14 protein-coding genes are annotated in these 17,316 nt (G+C 62.3%); 10 read left to right on the plus strand and 4 right to left on the minus strand.

The window, feature by feature from the left end; translation table 11 throughout:
• Positions 1–25: 25 nt before the first annotated feature.
• Entirely contained in the window at positions 26–880 is an 855-nt protein-coding gene (locus V9L18_RS02800) for a polyphosphate kinase 2 family protein (RefSeq protein ID WP_337345664.1), read from the plus strand.
• A 16-nt stretch (positions 881–896) separates the two neighbouring features.
• Here V9L18_RS02800 and V9L18_RS02805 read toward each other — a convergent pair whose 3' ends face one another.
• Entirely contained in the window at positions 897–1,115 is a 219-nt protein-coding gene (locus V9L18_RS02805) for an exodeoxyribonuclease VII small subunit (protein WP_337345665.1), read from the minus strand.
• Positions 1,108–2,421, minus strand: a complete 1,314-nt coding sequence (gene xseA, locus V9L18_RS02810; protein WP_337345666.1) for an exodeoxyribonuclease VII large subunit — start codon at positions 2,419–2,421, stop codon at positions 1,108–1,110. Before xseA ends, V9L18_RS02805 begins: the two co-directional genes overlap by 8 nt.
• 186 nt (positions 2,422–2,607) lie before the next feature.
• Here xseA and V9L18_RS02815 point away from each other — a divergent pair, with 186 nt between their 5' ends.
• Both V9L18_RS02815 and V9L18_RS02820 read left to right on the plus strand, forming a co-directional pair.
• The gene (locus V9L18_RS02815; RefSeq protein WP_337345667.1) at positions 2,608–3,459 is read left to right on the plus strand and encodes a hypothetical protein; all 852 of its coding nucleotides are present in this window, start codon (positions 2,608–2,610) and stop codon (positions 3,457–3,459) included.
• 9 nt (positions 3,460–3,468) lie between these two features.
• A complete protein-coding gene (locus V9L18_RS02820) occupies positions 3,469–4,548 on the plus strand; it encodes a 4-hydroxy-3-methylbut-2-enyl diphosphate reductase (RefSeq protein ID WP_337345668.1) in 1,080 nt (359 codons plus the stop codon).
• A 16-nt stretch (positions 4,549–4,564) separates the two neighbouring features.
• Here the strand turns inward: V9L18_RS02820 and V9L18_RS02825 are convergent, their stop codons facing one another.
• Positions 4,565–5,785: a DNA recombination protein RmuC gene (locus V9L18_RS02825; RefSeq protein WP_337345669.1), complete on the minus strand. Its 1,221-nt coding sequence runs from the start codon at positions 5,783–5,785 to the stop codon at positions 4,565–4,567.
• A 135-nt stretch (positions 5,786–5,920) separates the two neighbouring features.
• On the opposite strand from V9L18_RS02825, the gene ychF reads away from it, so the two are divergent.
• Positions 5,921–7,006: a redox-regulated ATPase YchF gene (ychF, locus tag V9L18_RS02830; RefSeq protein WP_337345670.1), complete on the plus strand. Its 1,086-nt coding sequence runs from the start codon at positions 5,921–5,923 to the stop codon at positions 7,004–7,006.
• A 45-nt stretch (positions 7,007–7,051) separates the two neighbouring features.
• On the opposite strand, the gene V9L18_RS02835 is transcribed toward ychF, so the two are convergent.
• Positions 7,052–7,831 carry an alpha/beta fold hydrolase gene (locus V9L18_RS02835; RefSeq protein WP_337345671.1) on the minus strand — a complete coding sequence of 260 codons (780 nt, stop codon included), beginning with the start codon at positions 7,829–7,831 and terminating at the stop codon, positions 7,052–7,054.
• An 84-nt stretch (positions 7,832–7,915) separates the two neighbouring features.
• Between V9L18_RS02835 and V9L18_RS02840 the strand changes: the two genes are divergently transcribed.
• The 6 genes from V9L18_RS02840 (at position 7,916) to V9L18_RS02865 (ending at position 17,292) form a co-directional block, all read left to right on the plus strand.
• On the plus strand, positions 7,916–9,682 hold the full coding sequence (locus V9L18_RS02840; protein WP_337345672.1) for a GNAT family N-acetyltransferase: 1,767 nt from the start codon (positions 7,916–7,918) through the stop codon (positions 9,680–9,682).
• A 173-nt stretch (positions 9,683–9,855) separates the two neighbouring features.
• Positions 9,856–11,622 (plus strand): ABC transporter family substrate-binding protein, encoded by a 1,767-nt coding sequence (locus V9L18_RS02845; protein ID WP_337345673.1) that lies wholly within the window; start codon positions 9,856–9,858, stop codon positions 11,620–11,622.
• Positions 11,623–11,900: 278 nt separating this feature from the next.
• Complete coding sequence (locus V9L18_RS02850; protein WP_337345674.1) at positions 11,901–13,586, plus strand: peptide ABC transporter substrate-binding protein; 1,686 nt, start codon at positions 11,901–11,903, stop codon at positions 13,584–13,586.
• A 127-nt stretch (positions 13,587–13,713) separates the two neighbouring features.
• On the plus strand, positions 13,714–14,643 hold the full coding sequence (locus V9L18_RS02855) for an ABC transporter permease (RefSeq protein ID WP_337345675.1): 930 nt from the start codon (positions 13,714–13,716) through the stop codon (positions 14,641–14,643).
• Positions 14,633–15,577 carry an ABC transporter permease gene (locus V9L18_RS02860; RefSeq protein WP_337345676.1) on the plus strand — a complete coding sequence of 315 codons (945 nt, stop codon included), beginning with the start codon at positions 14,633–14,635 and terminating at the stop codon, positions 15,575–15,577. Before V9L18_RS02855 ends, V9L18_RS02860 begins: the two co-directional genes overlap by 11 nt.
• Positions 15,578–15,588: 11 nt before the next feature.
• Complete coding sequence (locus V9L18_RS02865; protein ID WP_337345927.1) at positions 15,589–17,292, plus strand: ABC transporter ATP-binding protein; 1,704 nt, start codon at positions 15,589–15,591, stop codon at positions 17,290–17,292.
• Positions 17,293–17,316 lie beyond the last annotated feature (24 nt).

Below are 17,316 nucleotides of genomic sequence, written 5' to 3' on the forward strand. Positions count from 1 at the left end.
CGCGGAACCGTGGGAAAGGACCGTCATGGACGGCGTCGTTGAGTTCGAGGAGCACCCTTCTGAAACGCTGAGGATTGGTGAGGGCTTTTCCCTTGCCGACGCAGACGCGGACGCCACGCCCGGATACCCAGGGAACAAGGCTGACGGTCAGACCATCCTGGCCGAGCTGGACAGCGCGCTGGCCGAACTGCAGGAGAAGCTGTTCGCGGAGTCGCGCTTTGGCGGGAAGAAGCGGATGCTCCTGATCCTGCAGGCCATGGACACGGCGGGGAAGGGCGGCATCGTCAACCACGTCATGGCCGCGATGGACCCGCAAGGCGTCCAGTTCAAGGCGTTCAAGGCTCCCACCGAGGAGGAGAAGTCCTACGATTTCCTGTGGAGGATCGAGAAGGCCGTGCCGGCAGCAGGCATGGTGGGCATCTTTGACCGGTCACATTATGAGGACGTCCTGATCCACCGGGTCCACAACTGGGCAACGCCTGAGGAAATCAAGCGCAGGTACCGTGCTATCAACGAATTTGAGGCGCGGCAGACGGATGCGGGCACGAAAATCGTCAAGGTGATGCTGAACATCAGCAGGGATGAACAGAAGTCACGGCTCGTGGCCAGACTGGACAACCCCGCCAAACACTGGAAATACAGCAGCGGAGACCTCAAGGAGCGGGCCTTCTGGGACGACTACATGGACGCCTACCAGGCTGCCTTCGACGCCACCAGCACTGAGGTTGCCCCTTGGCACGTGGTGCCGGCCAACAAGAAATGGTATGCCAGGATCGCTGTGCAGCAGCTGGTGCTGGGAGCACTGTCTGACCTCAGGCTGGAGTGGCCAAAGGCCGAGCTTGACGTCCCGATTGAACGCGAACTGGTCGAAAGGTCCTGACTCTTCCCGGATCCGGTCAGAGCGGCTGGTCCCGGGAAGCAGCCAGACGCTTCCTGGCGCCTTCGAGCCATTCCTCGCAGCGTTTCGCCAAGGCTTCGCCCCGTTCCCAGAGGGCCAGTGATTCCTCAAGGCTTGCACCTCCGGCCTCCAGCTTTCCCACGACGCCGATGAGCTGCTCGCGCGCCTCTTCGTAGCTCAGCGCTTCGATTTCCGGATCGGGTTTTGTGTCAGGCATGTGCTTCTCCTTGTTGAAGTTTCCCGGTGGAGGTGGCTCCGAAGAGGCCGTGGGCGACCCGCACCGATAATGCTGTTCCGGACGGTGCCTCCGACGGATCTCGGACCACGGCGTGGCCGGAAGCTTCCGTTGCCCGCGCGGGCCGGCCGTTGGCCAGTTCCACTACGGCGTAGCCGCGGTCGAGGGTTTTTTGTGGGGAAAGGGACCGCACCTGGGCCTGCAGGTGGGCGAGTTGGTCAGCCGCCCGCACCACCAGCGAGCTGACGGCCGCGGAGGACCGCCGCAGGAGGCGCTCAATCTCTTCCGAGCGGCCAGTCACCATGGTCTCCGGCGCGGCCAGCACCGGGCGGGACTGCAGAGCATGGAGGCGGTCCGTCTCCCGGTCCACCAGCCGGCTGATGCAGCGGCGGAGCTGTTCCCTGGCCTGGCCGACGCCCGCCAGTTCCTCCGCGACATCCGGGACGATCCGTTTGGCGGCATCGGTGGGCGTTGAAGCCCTCAGGTCGGCGACGTCGTCGAGCAATGGCCTGTCCGCCTCGTGGCCGATGGCGCTGACCACCGGGGTGACCGCGGACGCGACGGCGCGGATCAGTTCTTCGCTGTTGAACGGAAGGAGGTCCTCCAAGGCTCCGCCGCCCCTGGCGATGACGATGACGTCGACGTCGGGACGGGAGTCAAGCTCGCGCAGTGCCCGGACGATCTGTGACACCGCGGTGTTGCCCTGGACAGCCACCTCACGGATTTCAAACTCAACGGCCGGCCAACGAAGCGCTGCGTTCTGCAGGACGTCCTTCTTGGCGTCGGAATCCCGACCCGTGATGAGGCCGATGCGGTGGGGCAGCAGCGGCAGGGTCTTTTTCCGGGAGTCCGCAAAAAGGCCCTCGGCCGAAAGTGCCTGGCGCAGGCGTTCGATCCGCGCCAGCAGATCGCCCAGTCCTACCGGCCGGATATCCCTGACGAGCATGTTGAGGCGGCCGGTCTTCAGCCAGAACTCAGGCTTCAGGAGGGCCACCACCCGGGATCCCCGCTCCAACGGCATGTTCTGGCGGTCCAACACCTTGGTCCAGACCGACGCCGGCAGCGAAACCTCCGCGTCGACGTCGCGCAGCGTCAAATAGGCATTGCCGCCGCGGCGGTTCATTTCGATGACCTGGCCCTCGACCCATGCCGAAGGCGTGCGGTCGATGTGCGCCTTGAGTTTCTGGGACAACAACTGCAAAGGCCAAGGATTGTCCGGGCTGGTTTCAGCGGCAGTGGCGGGCAACGTGCTGGCAGCGGTGCCCGGAAGGGCAGCCTGTTCAGACATGCGCGCTGCCCCGGGAAGCTGTGGCTGGCGGCATGGCGGTCCTTTGTTCGGCAATTGGCAGTTCATGTTTGAATGGCGGCTGTCATTCAACCTTATCCATAAGCTCTACCACCGAAGGCGGACATTCTTTATCCAGGCTTCATGCATAGGATGGCCCCTCAGCCGTCAACCAGTTAGGACCAGCTTTTGCGCACCTTCGTTTCAGCCGTAGCCGTCCTCCTCGGCGTCCTGCTGTCCGCCGTGGCAGTCCCTGCTATCTGGGTGGACCGCAACGTGGTGGATGAGGACGGCTTTGTGGCAATGTCGGCTCCGCTGGGGCAGGACGCAGACTTCCAGCAGCGGCTCGCTGCCGCTGCAGTGGGAACCATCGACACAAGCTCCATCCCGGACGCGTTGGCAGGCCTCGTCCAGCCGGTGGCAGAAGCGGCGGCCGGCTCCCTGACCGGGCTGCCCGGTTACCCGGCAGCCTGGGAAGAGTCCCTCCGGAAGAGCCATCGTTTGAACTTTGCCGACCCCGCCTCCCTGCCGGCCGAAGCGGACGCCGCCACGTCGCTCACGCTGGATGTGGCACCCTTGGTTGCGCTGGCGGTTGAGGAGCTTTCCCGCACGACGGGACTGAAGCTGGAAGCCCCCGAACAGACCCTGATCAACGTTGGACAGCCGGATCAGCGCCAGTGGATCGAGCGCCTGTCTGCCTACGCCCCGCTGGCTTATTCGCTGGCGATCGGCGCGGGAATCGCCCTGGCACTCGCCTTGGTGTTGGCGCGCCGGCGCTGGACCGTATTTTTCAGTGCTGGCGTGGGGGCACTGGTCTTGGCGGCCTTGTGGACTTTCGGCTCACAATGGGCCCGCGGCGCCGTCGTGGGGACGGCCAGCGGAAATGAGGTGGCCGACAGGTTCAAGGATGCGTTCGTGGCGGCGGCGTCCAGCAGCTTCCAGTCCTGGATATCGGGAACCGCGGTTGCAGGCGGAGTGCTCCTGGCGGCCGCCCTTGTGATCGGCATCGCTTCGCGGGGGCGGCGGGCCCTCACCCGGTAGCATGGAGGAATGACTTCAACCGCCGTTTCCCTCTCGATGCCAACTGTCCCGCGAAGGCGGCGCTCGCCTGAGGACGTTGCTGCGGCGGCCCCGGTAGCGGGCCCGAAGAAGGTTCTGCTGGCGGCTCCCCGCGGCTATTGCGCCGGTGTTGACCGGGCCGTCATCGCGGTGGAAAAGGCCTTGGAGCACTACGGCCCTCCGGTGTATGTGCGGAAACAGATCGTGCACAACGTCCACGTGGTGAGCTCGCTGGAGGAACAGGGCGCCATCTTTGTGGACGAAACCGACGAGGTGCCCGAAGGCGCCCTGGTCATTTTCTCTGCCCACGGCGTATCGCCCGCCGTTGTCCAGTCCGCGGAGGACCGCGGACTCCGTACCATTGATGCCACCTGCCCGCTTGTGACAAAGGTCCACAAGGAGGCCGTCCGGTTCGCCAAGGACGATTTCGACATCCTCCTGATCGGCCACGACGGCCATGAGGAAGTTGAAGGAACCGCGGGCGAGGCACCGGAGCACATCCAGATCATCAACGGCCCGCATGAAGTGGACCAGGTGACGGTCCGGGATCCGGAAAAAGTCATCTGGTTGTCCCAGACCACCCTGAGTGTTGATGAGACCATGGAGACCGTCCGGCTCCTCAAGGAGCGGTTCCCCACCCTCCAGGATCCGCCGAGCGACGACATCTGCTACGCGACGACCAACCGGCAGGTGGCCATCAAGAAGATCTCTCCGCAGGCGGACCTGGTCATTGTGGTGGGTTCGGCCAACTCTTCGAACTCGGTACGGCTTGTGGAAGTTGCCCTGGAATACGGTGCCAAAGCGTCCTACCGCGTGGACTTTGCCAACGAAGTGGACGAGGCATGGTTTGAAGGCGTGGCGACTGTAGGGGTCACCTCCGGCGCTTCCGTGCCCGAAGTCCTGGTCAAGGATGTCCTGCGGCTGCTCGCAGACTACGGCTACTCTTCCGTGGAGGAAGTTGTCACGGCCGAGGAAGACCTGCTCTTCTCGCTGCCCAAAGAACTTCGCGCAACTCTCAAGGAAGCCGGGGATGTCAGCCGCGCGCTCGGCGGACGCCGGTCCCGCAGCTGACAGTTCCCCGGCAACGTCAGGCCGCGGCGTCGTCCTGCTGCAGCTCCGGGGCTGCCAGCGAACGCGGCGTTACTTCCAGCGCAGGCGGAGTGAGCAATCCGGATTCGTCCATGGCGTTGAGTTTCCGGGCAGTGGGCAGGATCCGGGCCTCAAGGGTGCCGACCATGGAGTTGTACCGGTCCACTGAGGACTTCAGCGACAAGCCCAGCTTGCCCACGTTCTCGCCCAGGGTTCCCATGCGTTCGTACAGCTGATGAGCGAGCTCGAAGAGTTCGCGTGCGCTGTCCGTCAGCACATCCTGGCGCCATGTGAAGGCCACAGACTTCAGCACGGCCAGCAGGGTACTGGGTGAAGCCAGGACCACATTCTTGGACAAGGCATGGTCGAGCAGAGTGGCATCAGCCATGAGGGCCGCTGCCAGGATCGATTCGGCGGGCAGGAAACAGATCACCAGCTCGGGAGTGTTTCCGGGAATGTCCCAATATTTCTTGTTGCTGAGGGCGTCAACGTGGGCTCGCAGGGCCTTGGCGTGGGCGGCCAGCAAGGCCTGCTGCGAGCCGCCGCCGTCCAGGGGACGATTTCCCTGCTCACCCGCTGGTACGGAACCCAGTTCCTGGGCGGCGAGGTATGAGGACAGCGGCACCTTGGCGTCCACCACGAGCTGCTTTTCCCCGGGCAGCTGGACCACGAGGTCGGGGCGGACGGTTGAGTCCGTGCCGGAGCTGTGGACCTGCTCCAGGAAGTCCACGTGCTTGAGCATCCCGGATGCTTCAACCACCCGGCGCAGCTGTACCTCGCCCCATTGGCCACGCGCGCTGTTCGAGCGAAGGGCGGATTCGAGGGCGTGGGTGGAGCGGATCAGCTGGGCGTCCGAGAGACGGGCCTCCTGGAGCTGCTGAGCGAGCTGGCCATACTGTTCGAGTCGGTCACGCTCGAGCAGAGCCACCTGCTGCTGCACGGCCGTCAGTTTTTCTGCGACCGGTGCGAGCGCACGCAGCACGTTCCCGTCCTGGCTGCGGGACTCGCCGAGCTCCCGGTTCTGGATGCTGAGGAGGCGGCGTTCGGCGTCGGCTGCGGCGAACTGGGCGCTGACCTCGGAAAGGCGGGATGAGACGGCGTCGAAATCCTCCTCCAGCGAGTGGGCGCGGCGGCGGAACGAAAAATAGGTGGCGGCGGCACCGGCAAAGGCGCCGATCAGCAGCATCAACAGGGCAAGAATCAGGGCGAAAGCATCCATATCCTCACTGTGGCACGCCCCTGTGACATTTCAGGGCAGCGGCAGTCCTGCGCGCGGGATGTCCGCAGGGTTGCGCGGACTTCCAAAGACCGCCGCTGAAAGGTTCTGGGCCTGCTGCGGGTAGAATCAATGCTCGTGGCTCTTACTATTGGCATCGTCGGACTGCCCAACGTCGGCAAATCAACTCTCTTCAACGCACTGACCCGCAACCAGGTGCTCGCAGCGAACTATCCGTTCGCCACGATCGAGCCGAATGTCGGCGTCGTGAACCTGCCGGATCCGCGGCTGAAGCAGCTCGCGGAGATCTTTGGCTCGCAGCGCCTGCTGCCGGCCCCGGTGTCCTTCGTGGACATCGCCGGAATCGTCAAGGGCGCGTCGGAGGGCGAAGGCCTGGGCAACAAGTTCCTTGCCAACATCCGTGAAGCTGAGGCCATCGCCCAGGTGGTCCGGGTGTTCGATGATCCCGACGTCATCCACGTGGACGGCAAGGTGGACCCACGCTCGGACATGGAAACCATCAACACCGAGCTGATCCTGGCCGATCTGCAGACCATTGAGAATGCCATTCCGCGGATCGAAAAAGAAGTCAAGATCAAGAAGCGGGAAGCCGCCGAACTGGCAGCCATCAAGGCTGCGCAGGCAGTCCTTGAGCGCGGCGACACGATCTTCGCCTCCATCAAAAGCGACAAGCTGGAGATGGAGCACCTCAAGGAGCTCAGCCTGCTGACGGCCAAGCCGTTCATTTATGTCTTCAACGCCGACGAAGGCATTTTGGGGAACCCGGAGAAGCAGGAAGAGCTGCGGGCCATGGTGGCCCCCGCGGACGCCGTCTTCCTCGATGCCAAGCTCGAGTCCGACCTCGTGGAGCTGGACGAGGAAGAAGCCCGGGAAATGCTGGAAATGAACGGCCAGGACGAGTCCGGCCTCGACCAGTTGGCCCGCGTGGGCTTCCACACGCTGGGGCTGCAGACCTACCTCACAGCCGGACCCAAGGAAACGCGGGCGTGGACCATCCATCAGGGTGACACCGCTCCGCAGGCGGCCGGCGTCATTCACACGGACTTCCAGCGTGGCTTCATCAAGGCCGAAGTGGTTTCCTTCAACGACCTGATCGAGGCCGGATCCATGGCCGAAGCCAAGTCGCGCGGCAAGGTCCGGATTGAAGGCAAGGAATATGTAATGGCCGACGGCGACGTGGTGGAGTTCCGCTTCAACGTTTAGTCGAGTGCCGCTTCCGTCTGACCAAGTAGTCGAGCCAATTATCGGTTAGCCCCAATGGGCGACATCCTGGCTCAGGATATTAGGCCAGGTTTCGACTTCTCCGGGGGTTTGGGCGACCGTCAGCGTTGCTTGGGGGAGCAGCGCGGCAAGGGATTCGGCGGTTGACAGCGGGTGGCCCGGATCATCGACCCACGCCAGGATTGTCGTCCGTACATCGATTCGCGCGATGGCCTCGGGAGCAGGCAGATCGCTGAGTGCCGCGCCTCGAAACAACGACGGCAAGAGGGCGTCGGGGACGTCAGGCACCGTTTCCGGCGCACCAATTGTGGCCGGCGGAGGTGGCGCTCCGCGCGTGGTGGCGAGGAATGCCTTGACACCGTCAGATTGGATTAGCGCTGCGGCAACCCGGTAGTTTGCAGCCTGTGCAGGTCGGGTTTCCCACGCCGTGGGTGGCACCATAAGCGTGAGCCCGGTAAAGCGGTCCGGCTCGCGGGAAGCGGCGTGCAAGAGTGTGCCGGTACCCATGGAGGGACCAACTCCGTGGACACGTTCGCCCGGGAACCATTTATCGAGCAGTCGCAGGAGGTCGTCGGCGAGGCTTTGCCACTGATAGTCCTCGGGGACCTTCCGCCCCGTCGACCGGCCATGGCCGCGTGCGTCGTACCGCAGCAGCCGAGTGCCACTAAGGCCTCGACCGAGGTCGAGGTTGAGCACGCGATCGCGCGCGCGGCTTGAGGTAAGGCCATGCAGTTGGACAACCGGGTGTCCACCTTCGTCGCTCAAAGCAACCGCAAGCTCCGCTCCGGGAACCTCGAAAGTGGGCATCTGGCTCCTCGTTTCGTGACTGACCGCGTGACCTCGGGCGGCCGCGTTGAGCATTCAGGTTATCCGGGGCGATAGGCTTCTGCCATGCGGCTGACCAACGTCAAGCACCTGCGCCTACCGTTTGGACGACTTTGGGGCTACGACGTCAGTGTGAATGTGCTGGACCGACGCCTTCCAGTGTCCTTTGACCAGCAACTCCATGTGGGGGCAGGCGACCGCCCCGGCTCTTGGATGGCATTGTCTTTTCGGCTGCCGACTCCAACCCGTCGTGAGTCAATTGCCGATGCGTGGCTGGCTGTCGTAGCCCGTCATGGCACACTGCGAACGGCATTCGTGCCCGGTGCGGATGGTGATCCGGAGCTTCACGAAATTGACGTTGGTCCGGGAACCTGGGTCGAGCATCAGATATCTCCTGGCCAGGCCGTCAACGACACGGTGCGGGACATTCTCGATGCCGCATGTTCGCCATATCAGCAGCCCTCGCACCGGCTCTGCGTGTTGGAGACTGCTGCTGGACTGACCGTCGTGATTGCGGCAGACCACGCCCACGTCGATATGTGGTCGATGCTGGTGATCGCGCGCGACCTGCTGTCGGCGCTCGATGCTGGGAGGGCGGACCGCGAACCGTTCCGCGGGCCAGCGCCCGCATTTGTTGAACACACGCAAGCACTGCTGGAGCGGAATGCAGCGCCGGGCTCCGTGCGTCACCGATGGGAAAACATCATCCGGGACAGCGGCGGCGTTATGCCGCAATTCCCACTGCCCCTGGGCGCGGCCGATCCGCAGCACGAGCGTGTGGAAGTGCGCGATGTGTTCGATCTCGACGACGGTGCCGCCTTTGCCGCGCAGGCCCGCAGTGACGGTGTGTCGACGCTCGCACTCGCTGTTGTTGCGATGACTGCGGTAACCCGCGAGTTGGCCGGAACGCCGCTGCGAGCTGTTTTTCCCGTTCACAGCCGCTTCGATGAGAACTGGCATGACTCAGTCGGCTGGTTCATTACCAATTCGGTACTTGAGTCGGCGGTCGCCGAGCCGCACGCTGCGGCGGCCGCGGTAAAAGAGGCCGTACAGCTTGGCTCGTGGCCGCTCGCGGACGTGCTGGCTCCATGGGGCGGCATGCCCGTAGCTCCTGGTATGTTTGCGATCTCCTGGCTGGACCTGCGCAGACTGCCGGTGCGAATCGACTCGGTCGGACTCGAAGCCCATTATGTCAGCGCCACAATCGACACCGACAGCGTCATGCTCTGGTTCATTCTGGACGAGTCCGGGCTGCACTTGAGATGCCGTTACCCCGATACCGTCGAGGCTCGAGCCAACGTCGGCGGATGGCTTGATCTGCTGGTCGCCCGTTTGCAGGCAGACGCGCGATCCTCGGTTCGAGGACTGTTGCGGGTGGCGGGCCGGACCTTCAGGCTGGAACGGGCAAGTCGCGAAGATGTTCAGGCCATCGCCGCGCTGCTGTCTGATGATCAGTTCGGACCCGATCGTGAGTGCGCCGAACTCGAACGATACGAGGCGGCCTTCAACGTGGTTGAACGTGACAGTTCAAACTATCTGGGGGTTGTCCGCAATGGTGCCGATCGCATCGTGGGCACGATGCAGTTGACCGTTATTCCTGGTCTTTCCCGGGGTGGTTCTTCCCGACTTCAGATCGAGGGACTGCGAGTTGCGGCCGCGGAGCGTTCACTTGGCTTGGGCACCGCGATGCTTGAATGGGCACACAATTTCGGGCGGGCGCGTGGGGCGCAACTGGCACAGGTGACCACGGACGAAGCACGGGAACGGGCCCGAGCCTTCTACACCCGACTCGGATATCGGACTGCCCACGTCGGGCTGAAAAGGCGCATATAGGGCACCTTCATTTCGCGTGCTGGGTGGATCGAAAGCTGCCCGGTTCAGGGAACCGGGCAGCTTTTTGGTGCCGGCCCCGGACCATACGAAGTATTCTTGCTGAAGGACATTGGACGTGATCCTGGCGTGTCCAGGGGCCCCTCAGGCAGAGGGTACACATAAGGAGAGACGGCATGCCTCTCAGGCGTCTGGTAAAGCTCATCAGCAGTGCAGCGGCGGCGGCCCTGGTTCTTGCCGGTTGTTCCGGCGGCGGCGGGGGAGCGCTGCCCGTCGTGGTCGGCGAGGCAAAACGCGGCGGCAGTGCCACAGTGGCTGAAGTCAATGCCCTCTCCTCCTTTAATCCGTTCAGCACGGACGGCAACACCGACATCAATTCCAAAGTCTGGTACGCCACCCACTCCGGCTTTTACTACGTTGACGACTCCGCAAAAGTGGTCCGGAACGAGAAGTTCGGCCGGTACGAAAAGATCTCTGACCAGCCGCTGAAAGTGCGGTACACGGTCAACGAAGGCGTGAAATGGTCCGACGGCGAAGCCGTCGATGCGGGTGACCTGGTGCTGGCGTGGGCGGCGGGGTCCGGCTACTTTGACGACGCTGACCCCGCGGCCGGCACCGGAAGAAAGTACTTTTCCGCAGCGTCGGACACCAGCGGCCTGGCCACTACGGTTTTTCCCGAAATAGGGGGAGACGGACGCTCCATCACTTTGGAATACGGATCGCCCTACGCTGACTGGGAAGTGGCGTTCGACGTCGGTCTTCCGGCCCATGTTGTGGCCGCCAAGGGCGGACTCAATGATGAAGATGACCTGATTGAACTCTTGCGGGATTCGCCCCGCGGTGACGCGGAGCAGCCGGTGCTGAATGCGGACCTCCAGGTGGTCAGCAGCTTCTGGAACTCCGGCTTTGATGCGAAAACGCTGCCCGGTGATCCGGCAATTTACCTCTCGAATGGGCCCTACATTGTCCGGGACATCATCCCTGAGGCTTCAGTGACACTTGTTCGGAACAAGGACTACGTCTGGGGTTCGGAGCCCTACCTGGATGAGGTCACTATCCAATTCACAGGTGCTGTGACGGCGGCTGTGGACGCGCTCAAAAGCGGCCGGGCTGACATCATTTCTCCCCAGCCCTCCGCAGGATCCGAGGACCTGTTCAACGGCCTGGAGGGCCAGGGAATAGCTGTTCAACGCTACAGCCAGTCTGGGTACGACCACCTCGACCTGAACTTTTCCGGCGTGTTCGCCGAAGACAAGATCCGTGAGGCATTCCTCAAGACCGTCCCGCGGCAGGACATCGTCGAAGAAATCGTCGGAGACCAGATGCCGGACGCCAAACCGCTCGACTCCCACGTCTTCCTGCCGTCCCACCCCAAGTACACCGAAACGGTGAAGGACAACGGCTCGACGGACTACACGGAAGTAGACATCGGCGGGGCTGCGTCGCTCCTGGACGGTGCGACTCCCACGGTCCGGATCCTTTACAACCGCGACAACCCCAACCGCGTGCGGGCATTTGAGTTGATCCGTGACTCGGCAGCCCTGGCCGGCTTCCGTGTGATCGATGCCGGGCAGGGCAACGCCGATTGGGCCAAGGCACTCGGCGGCGGCTCCTACGATGCCGCCATCCTCGGCTGGATCAGTACAGGGGTAGGCGTCGGCCGGGTACCGCAGATTTTCCGGACCGGAGCGGGCAGTAATTTCAATGGCTATTCCGACGCCGACGCGGACCAGGTGATGGAACAACTGTCCACCACCACTGATCTGGCCAAGCAGGACGAACTGATGGCTGAGATAGACAAACGGGTTTGGGAAAGCGACTACGGCCTGCCCCTCTACCAGACGACGGGAACCACTGCCGTTGCGGGACGGATCACGGGCGTGAAGGCCAGTGGTGGCCCCTTGGGCGTGTGGTGGAACGTGTGGGAGTGGCGCCTGAACTAAGGCGCGTTGCCGCCTGTCCAGGCTGCTGTGGCGGAGTTGGCAGGGTCAATTCGGCGTTGGTCCTACCTGCGAGTAACATGTGACTTGCACAACTTCCGTGCCCCGGCGAGCTAATGGCGATTAACCGGTTACGGTTTGGCAACGGAGTACCAGTATTTGGACTCTGTGCGGTTAGGCTACTCGTATATGTAGCCTGCGTCACAGTGGAAGACTGTGGTCCAGGCTGCGGGGAAGCAAAAGATTCCCTTGAATATCTCCCACAACTCATAGGAGGCGGAATGCGTTTCACGCGCACTTCCAAAGCACTGGGCATGGTGGCAATCGCCGCGCTTGCCCTGACCGGCTGCGGTGCCGGAGGCGGTACTGACGACGGCGGCACCCAGTCTGCCGGCGACCCCAACAAGGTCATTACCGCGTATAGCAACGAACCACAGCATCCGTTGCTGCCCGCCAACACCAATGAAGTTTATGGCGGCCGTGTTGTCGAACTGCTGTTCGAAGGCCTTCGCACGTACGACGCCGACGGCAAACCCGTCAACGCCCTTGCCGAGTCCATTGAATCGCCTGACGCCCAAAACTGGACCATCAAGGTCAAGCAGGGCCAGAAGTTCACGAATGGCGAAGAAATCACGGCTAAGACGTTCGTGGATTCGTGGAACTTCGCCGCGAACTCCAAGAACCTCCAGAACAACGGATTCTTCTTCGAATCCATTGCCGGCTACGAGGAAGTCTCGGCCGTCACCACTGAGAAGTCTGCCGACGGCAAGACCACCACGACGCCCGCACCCACAGCCGAAACCATGTCAGGTCTTGAAGCCAAGGATGACTCCACCATCACGGTCAAGCTCGCTCAGCCCGAGGCTGACTGGTCGCTGCGACTTGGATATTCGGCATTCTTCCCTCTGCCCTCCGCAGCCCTGACGGATCCGAAGACCTTCGGCGAAAACCCTGTCGGGAACGGCCCGTACAAGTTCGAAAAGGACGGCGCGTGGGTACACGACCAGTCCATCTCACTGGTGAAGAACGCAGACTACAGCGGACCCCGTGAGGCGAAGAACGGTGGCGTGACCTTCAAGTTCTACACTGATCCGGGCCCCGCGTACACTGACCTGCAGTCGGACAACCTCGACATCACGGATGTCCTGCCGTCGAACGCCCTGAAGACCTATGTCACGGATTTCCCGGACCGTAACGCCACGAAGCCCGTCGCCACCAACTCCACCCTGAACATCCCGGGTTACAACCCGAACTTCCAGGGTGAGGCCGGCAAGCTGCGTCGCCAGGCTCTTTCCTACGCGATCAACCGCGAGGAAATCTGCAAGGTGATCTTCAGCGGAACCCGCACCCCGGCCAAGGCTTACGCCCCGCCGGTGATTGACGGCTACAAGGAAGGACTCAAGGGCAGCGAAACCTTGAAGTTCGACCCCGCCAAGGCGAAGGATCTGTGGGCCCAGGCCGAAAAGATCCAGCCGTACGACGCTTCCAAGCCGCTCCTGATTGCCTCCAACACTGATGGCGGCAACAAGGAATGGATCGACGCTGTGGCCAACGGCTTCAAGAACAACCTCGGCATCCAGGCTGAAATCCAGCCCTTCGCCAAGTTCGCCGAAGTGCTGGACCTGCGTAAGTCCCAGTCACTTCCGGGCCTGACCCGAGCCGGCTGGCAGGGCGACTACCCGTCGCTGTACAACTTCCTTGGGCCTGTCTGGGCAACGGGAGCGTCCTCCAACTACGAGAAGTACTCGAACCCTGAGTTCGACAAGCTCCTCAAGGAGGGCCTGGCAGCCAAGACCACCGAAGAGGCGAACGCAAAGTTCAACGCGGCACAGGAGATCCTTTTCGAGGACCTTCCCGGCCTGGCTCTCTGGGATCAGGCTAAGCCGATTGTGTGGAGCAACAACGTTGTGAAGGCCGAAACCGGCTGGAACGGCGGCATCCGCTACTTCGACATCACGGCAAAGTAGTCCCCAGGATCTAACTTGCCGACAGGCGCATGGGGGTCCGGTTTCATGGCCGGGCCCCCATTTTGCCTGCACGGCAGGAAGGCAAGCATGAACCATTTTTCTTCCCTCCCGGAAGGCTGGTGATCCTGTGGCCCGTTTTATTCTTCGTCGGCTCCTTCAAGTGATCCCCGTCTTCCTTGGCACCACTCTTTTGGTCTATTACATGGTGTTCGCCCTTCCCGGGGACCCCATTGCGGCGCTCTTTGGTGACCGCCAGCCCCCGCAGGCTGTCATCGACACCCTGCGCAGCCAGTACCACCTGGATGAACCCTTCTGGGTCCAGTACGGTCTTTTCCTGCAGAACCTCTTTACGTTCAACCTTGGGAACGACTTCACCGGTCAGCCCATTGCGGCGTCCCTGGCCCGCATCTTTCCCGTGACAGCTATGCTCGCCGTCGAGGCGCTCATCATCGAGGCGGTTTTCGGGATCGCTTTCGGCGTTTTCGCCGGCCTTCGCCGTGGCAAGTGGTTTGACTCCACTGTTCTTGTCGCCTCCCTGGTGGTCATCGCCGTCCCCACGTTCGTTCTCGGCTTCGTCTTTCAGCTCATCTTCGGAGTCAGGCTGGGATGGGCGAAACCAACGGTCGGCGCAACGGCTGACTGGGGCAACCTGCTGCTGCCTGCCACCGTCTTGGGCTTGGTGTCTTTTGCCTACGTGCTGCGCCTGACGCGTGCATCCGTGAGTGAAAGCATGAATGCCGATTATGTGCGGACTGCCACCGCCAAGGGCCTTTCCAGGCCCCGCGTCGTCATGACCCATATTCTGCGTAACTCGCTGATCCCGGTGGTGACGTTCCTGGGTGCTGACCTTGGCGGCCTCATGGGCGGCGCGATTGTCACCGAATTCATCTTCAATATTCCGGGAGTCGGCAACAAGCTGTTTCAGGCAACGTTGCGGAGCGAAGGCCCAACCATCGTTTCCATTGTCAGCATCCTGGTGCTGGTCTTTGTGGTGGCCAACCTGCTTGTTGATCTCCTGTATGCCTGGCTGGACCCGAGGATTCGTTATGACCAGTAGAAACAACCATTTTGTAGCACCCATCGAAGAGACCCCGTTGCTTGCAACAGATGCCCTGAAGTCTGATCAGGCACCGTTGAGCCTCTGGGCAGACGCCTGGCGAAAGCTTCGCCGCCGTCCACTGTTCATTATCTCCACGCTGCTGATTCTGGCGTTGATTGTCATCGCGATCTTCCCAGGCCTGCTTTCGACAGTGCCGCCTAACGACGACTGCCAACTGGCCAATTCGGAAGCCGGCCCTACCGCCGGGCATCCTTTCGGTTTCACCTTCCAGGGCTGCGACATTTATTCGAGGGTTGTCCACGGGACGCAGGCCTCGCTCTCGGTGGGCGTGTTGTCAGTGCTTTGTGTCCTCGTCATCGGAGTGACCCTCGGTGCAGTTGCAGGCTACTACGGCGGCTGGGTGGATGCTGTCCTTGCACGGCTTGGTGACATTTTCTTCGCTTTGCCCCTGGTCCTTGGCGCGCTGGTGATCACTCAGCTGCCGGTGTTCCGGGAAAACAAGAGTGTGTGGACAGTGGTTGCGGTCATTGCAGTGTTGGCATGGCCGCAAATGGCCCGTATTACCCGTGGCGCCGTGCTCGAAGTCCGCAATGCCGACTTCGTTACGGCAGCCCGTGCCTTGGGTGTATCGAAAGTGGGTGCCTTGGTGCGGCACGTCCTGCCTAATGCCTTAGCCCCCATCATCGTGCTCGCAACCTTGAACCTGGGCATCTTCATCGTGGCCGAGGCCACGCTGTCGTTCATTGGCATTGGGTTGCCACCCAGCATCATGTCCTGGGGTAATGACATCGCCGGCGCACAGTCGTCCATTCGAACGAAGCCGGAAATCATGCTCTACCCCGCCGCCGCGCTTTCCATTACGGTCCTGAGTTTTATCATGCTCGGCGATGCAGTCCGTGATGCCCTTGATCCAAAGAGCCGTCAGCGATGAGAGACGACAAGATGACAATTCCCGACGTTCACATCGACGAGGCAGAGGAGCCAGGAAACAAGCCCCTCCTGGAAATCCGCGACCTCGCCATCACATTCAAGACCGGCAGCGGCGATGTACAGGCGGTCCGTAACGCCCACCTGACCATCATGCCCGGCGAAACAGTGGCCATCGTGGGGGAGTCCGGTTCGGGCAAATCCACCACGGCTTTGGCCGCGATCGGACTGCTGCCTAACAACGGCGCGGTGTCCGGTGGGCAGATCCTTCTTGACGGCGAGGATATAGCCCATGCCTCCGAGAAACGGATGATTGAACTCCGCGGCAACACGATCGGTATGGTCCCGCAGGACCCGATGTCCAACCTGAACCCAGTGTGGAAGATCGGCTACCAGGTCAAAGAGACCCTACGTGCCAATGGCCGGCCGAGTGGTCCGGACGATATCGCCAAGGTGCTGGCAGAGGCGGGGCTCCCCGACGCCCATCGGAGGGCTAAACAGTACCCGCACGAGTTTTCAGGCGGCATGCGCCAACGGGCCCTTATCGCTATCGGGCTGTCGTGCCAGCCGCGCCTCCTGATCGCTGACGAGCCGACGTCGGCCCTGGACGTCACTGTCCAGCGGCAAATCCTGGATCATCTGGACACCATGACCAGTGAACTGGGGACGGCCGTCCTGCTCATTACCCATGATTTGGGGCTGGCTGCCGAGCGGGCGGACAAGGTAGTGGTCATGTACCAGGGCAACGTCGTGGAATCCGGACCGTCGCTGGAGCTCCTTCGGAATCCGCAGCACCCGTACACCCAACGGCTGGTCGAGTCTGCCCCTTCCTTGGCGAGCCGAAGGATTCAAGTGGCGAAGGAACTCGGCGTGGAAGCATCCGATTTGCTTGCACCTGTAGAGTCCGCCGCCGCTGACCATGTCCTGCAGATCCAGGATCTGCGGAAGGTCTACAAGCTGCGGCAAGGACTGGGTAAATCGACGGATTTTGCAGCTGTGGATGGAGTCAGCTTCGATGTCACCAGGGGCACCACAACAGCGATCGTGGGCGAGTCCGGCTCGGGCAAGTCCACTGTTGCCAAGATGGTCCTGCAACTTGAGAAGCCCACGGATGGGCGCATCCTTTTTGACGGCGTCGATACCTCTTTGCTGAAGCCGGCGGAGCTGTTCAAATTTCGGCGGCGGGTACAGCCGATCTTCCAGGATCCCTACGGTTCGCTGGATCCGATGTACAACATCTACCGGACCATCGAGGAGCCGCTGCGCGTCCACAAGATCGGCGACAAGGCGAGCAGGGAGAAGAAGGTCCGCCAGTTGCTCGATCAGGTGTCGCTGCCGCAATCAAGCATGCAACGGTTCCCGAACGAACTTTCCGGCGGCCAGCGCCAGCGTGTGGCCATCGCCCGGGCACTCGCCCTGGACCCCGAAGTGATTATTTGCGACGAGGCTGTGTCAGCGCTGGATGTGCTGGTGCAGGCGCAAGTACTCAATCTCTTGGCGGACCTGCAGTCGAACCTGGGCCTTACCTACCTCTTCATTACCCATGACCTGGCTGTGGTGCGACAGATCGCCGACCACGTCTGCGTCATGGAAAAGGGCAAGCTGGTGGAGACCGGTTCCACGGACGACGTCTTCGAATCCCCGCAAGAGGACTACACGAAGGCCCTGCTTAACGCCATCCCCGGAGCGAAGCTGATGCTCCCGCCCGAGGTGGCCTGAGCGCAGCCTCACAAAGGCAGCCCC

It is taken from the genome of Pseudarthrobacter sp. CCNWLW217 (assembly GCF_037203985.1).
Classification (GTDB): Bacteria; Actinomycetota; Actinomycetes; order Actinomycetales; family Micrococcaceae; genus Arthrobacter.

Excerpts from the sequence above, each read along its gene's own strand:
- V9L18_RS02800 (WP_337345664.1), top strand. The coding sequence starts at position 26 with ATGGACGGCGTCGTTGAGTTCGAGGAGCACCCTTCTGAAACGCTGAGG.
- V9L18_RS02805 (WP_337345665.1), bottom strand. The coding sequence starts at position 1,115 with ATGCCTGACACAAAACCCGATCCGGAAATCGAAGCGCTGAGCTACGAA.
- xseA (WP_337345666.1), bottom strand. The coding sequence starts at position 2,421 with ATGTCTGAACAGGCTGCCCTTCCGGGCACCGCTGCCAGCACGTTGCCC.
- V9L18_RS02820 (WP_337345668.1), top strand. The coding sequence starts at position 3,469 with ATGACTTCAACCGCCGTTTCCCTCTCGATGCCAACTGTCCCGCGAAGG.
- V9L18_RS02825 (WP_337345669.1), bottom strand. The coding sequence starts at position 5,785 with ATGGATGCTTTCGCCCTGATTCTTGCCCTGTTGATGCTGCTGATCGGC.
- V9L18_RS02835 (WP_337345671.1), bottom strand. The coding sequence starts at position 7,831 with ATGCCCACTTTCGAGGTTCCCGGAGCGGAGCTTGCGGTTGCTTTGAGC.
- V9L18_RS02840 (WP_337345672.1), top strand. The coding sequence starts at position 7,916 with ATGCGGCTGACCAACGTCAAGCACCTGCGCCTACCGTTTGGACGACTT.
- V9L18_RS02845 (WP_337345673.1), top strand. The coding sequence starts at position 9,856 with ATGCCTCTCAGGCGTCTGGTAAAGCTCATCAGCAGTGCAGCGGCGGCG.
- V9L18_RS02850 (WP_337345674.1), top strand. The coding sequence starts at position 11,901 with ATGCGTTTCACGCGCACTTCCAAAGCACTGGGCATGGTGGCAATCGCC.
- V9L18_RS02860 (WP_337345676.1), top strand. The coding sequence starts at position 14,633 with ATGACCAGTAGAAACAACCATTTTGTAGCACCCATCGAAGAGACCCCG.
- V9L18_RS02865 (WP_337345927.1), top strand. The coding sequence starts at position 15,589 with ATGACAATTCCCGACGTTCACATCGACGAGGCAGAGGAGCCAGGAAAC.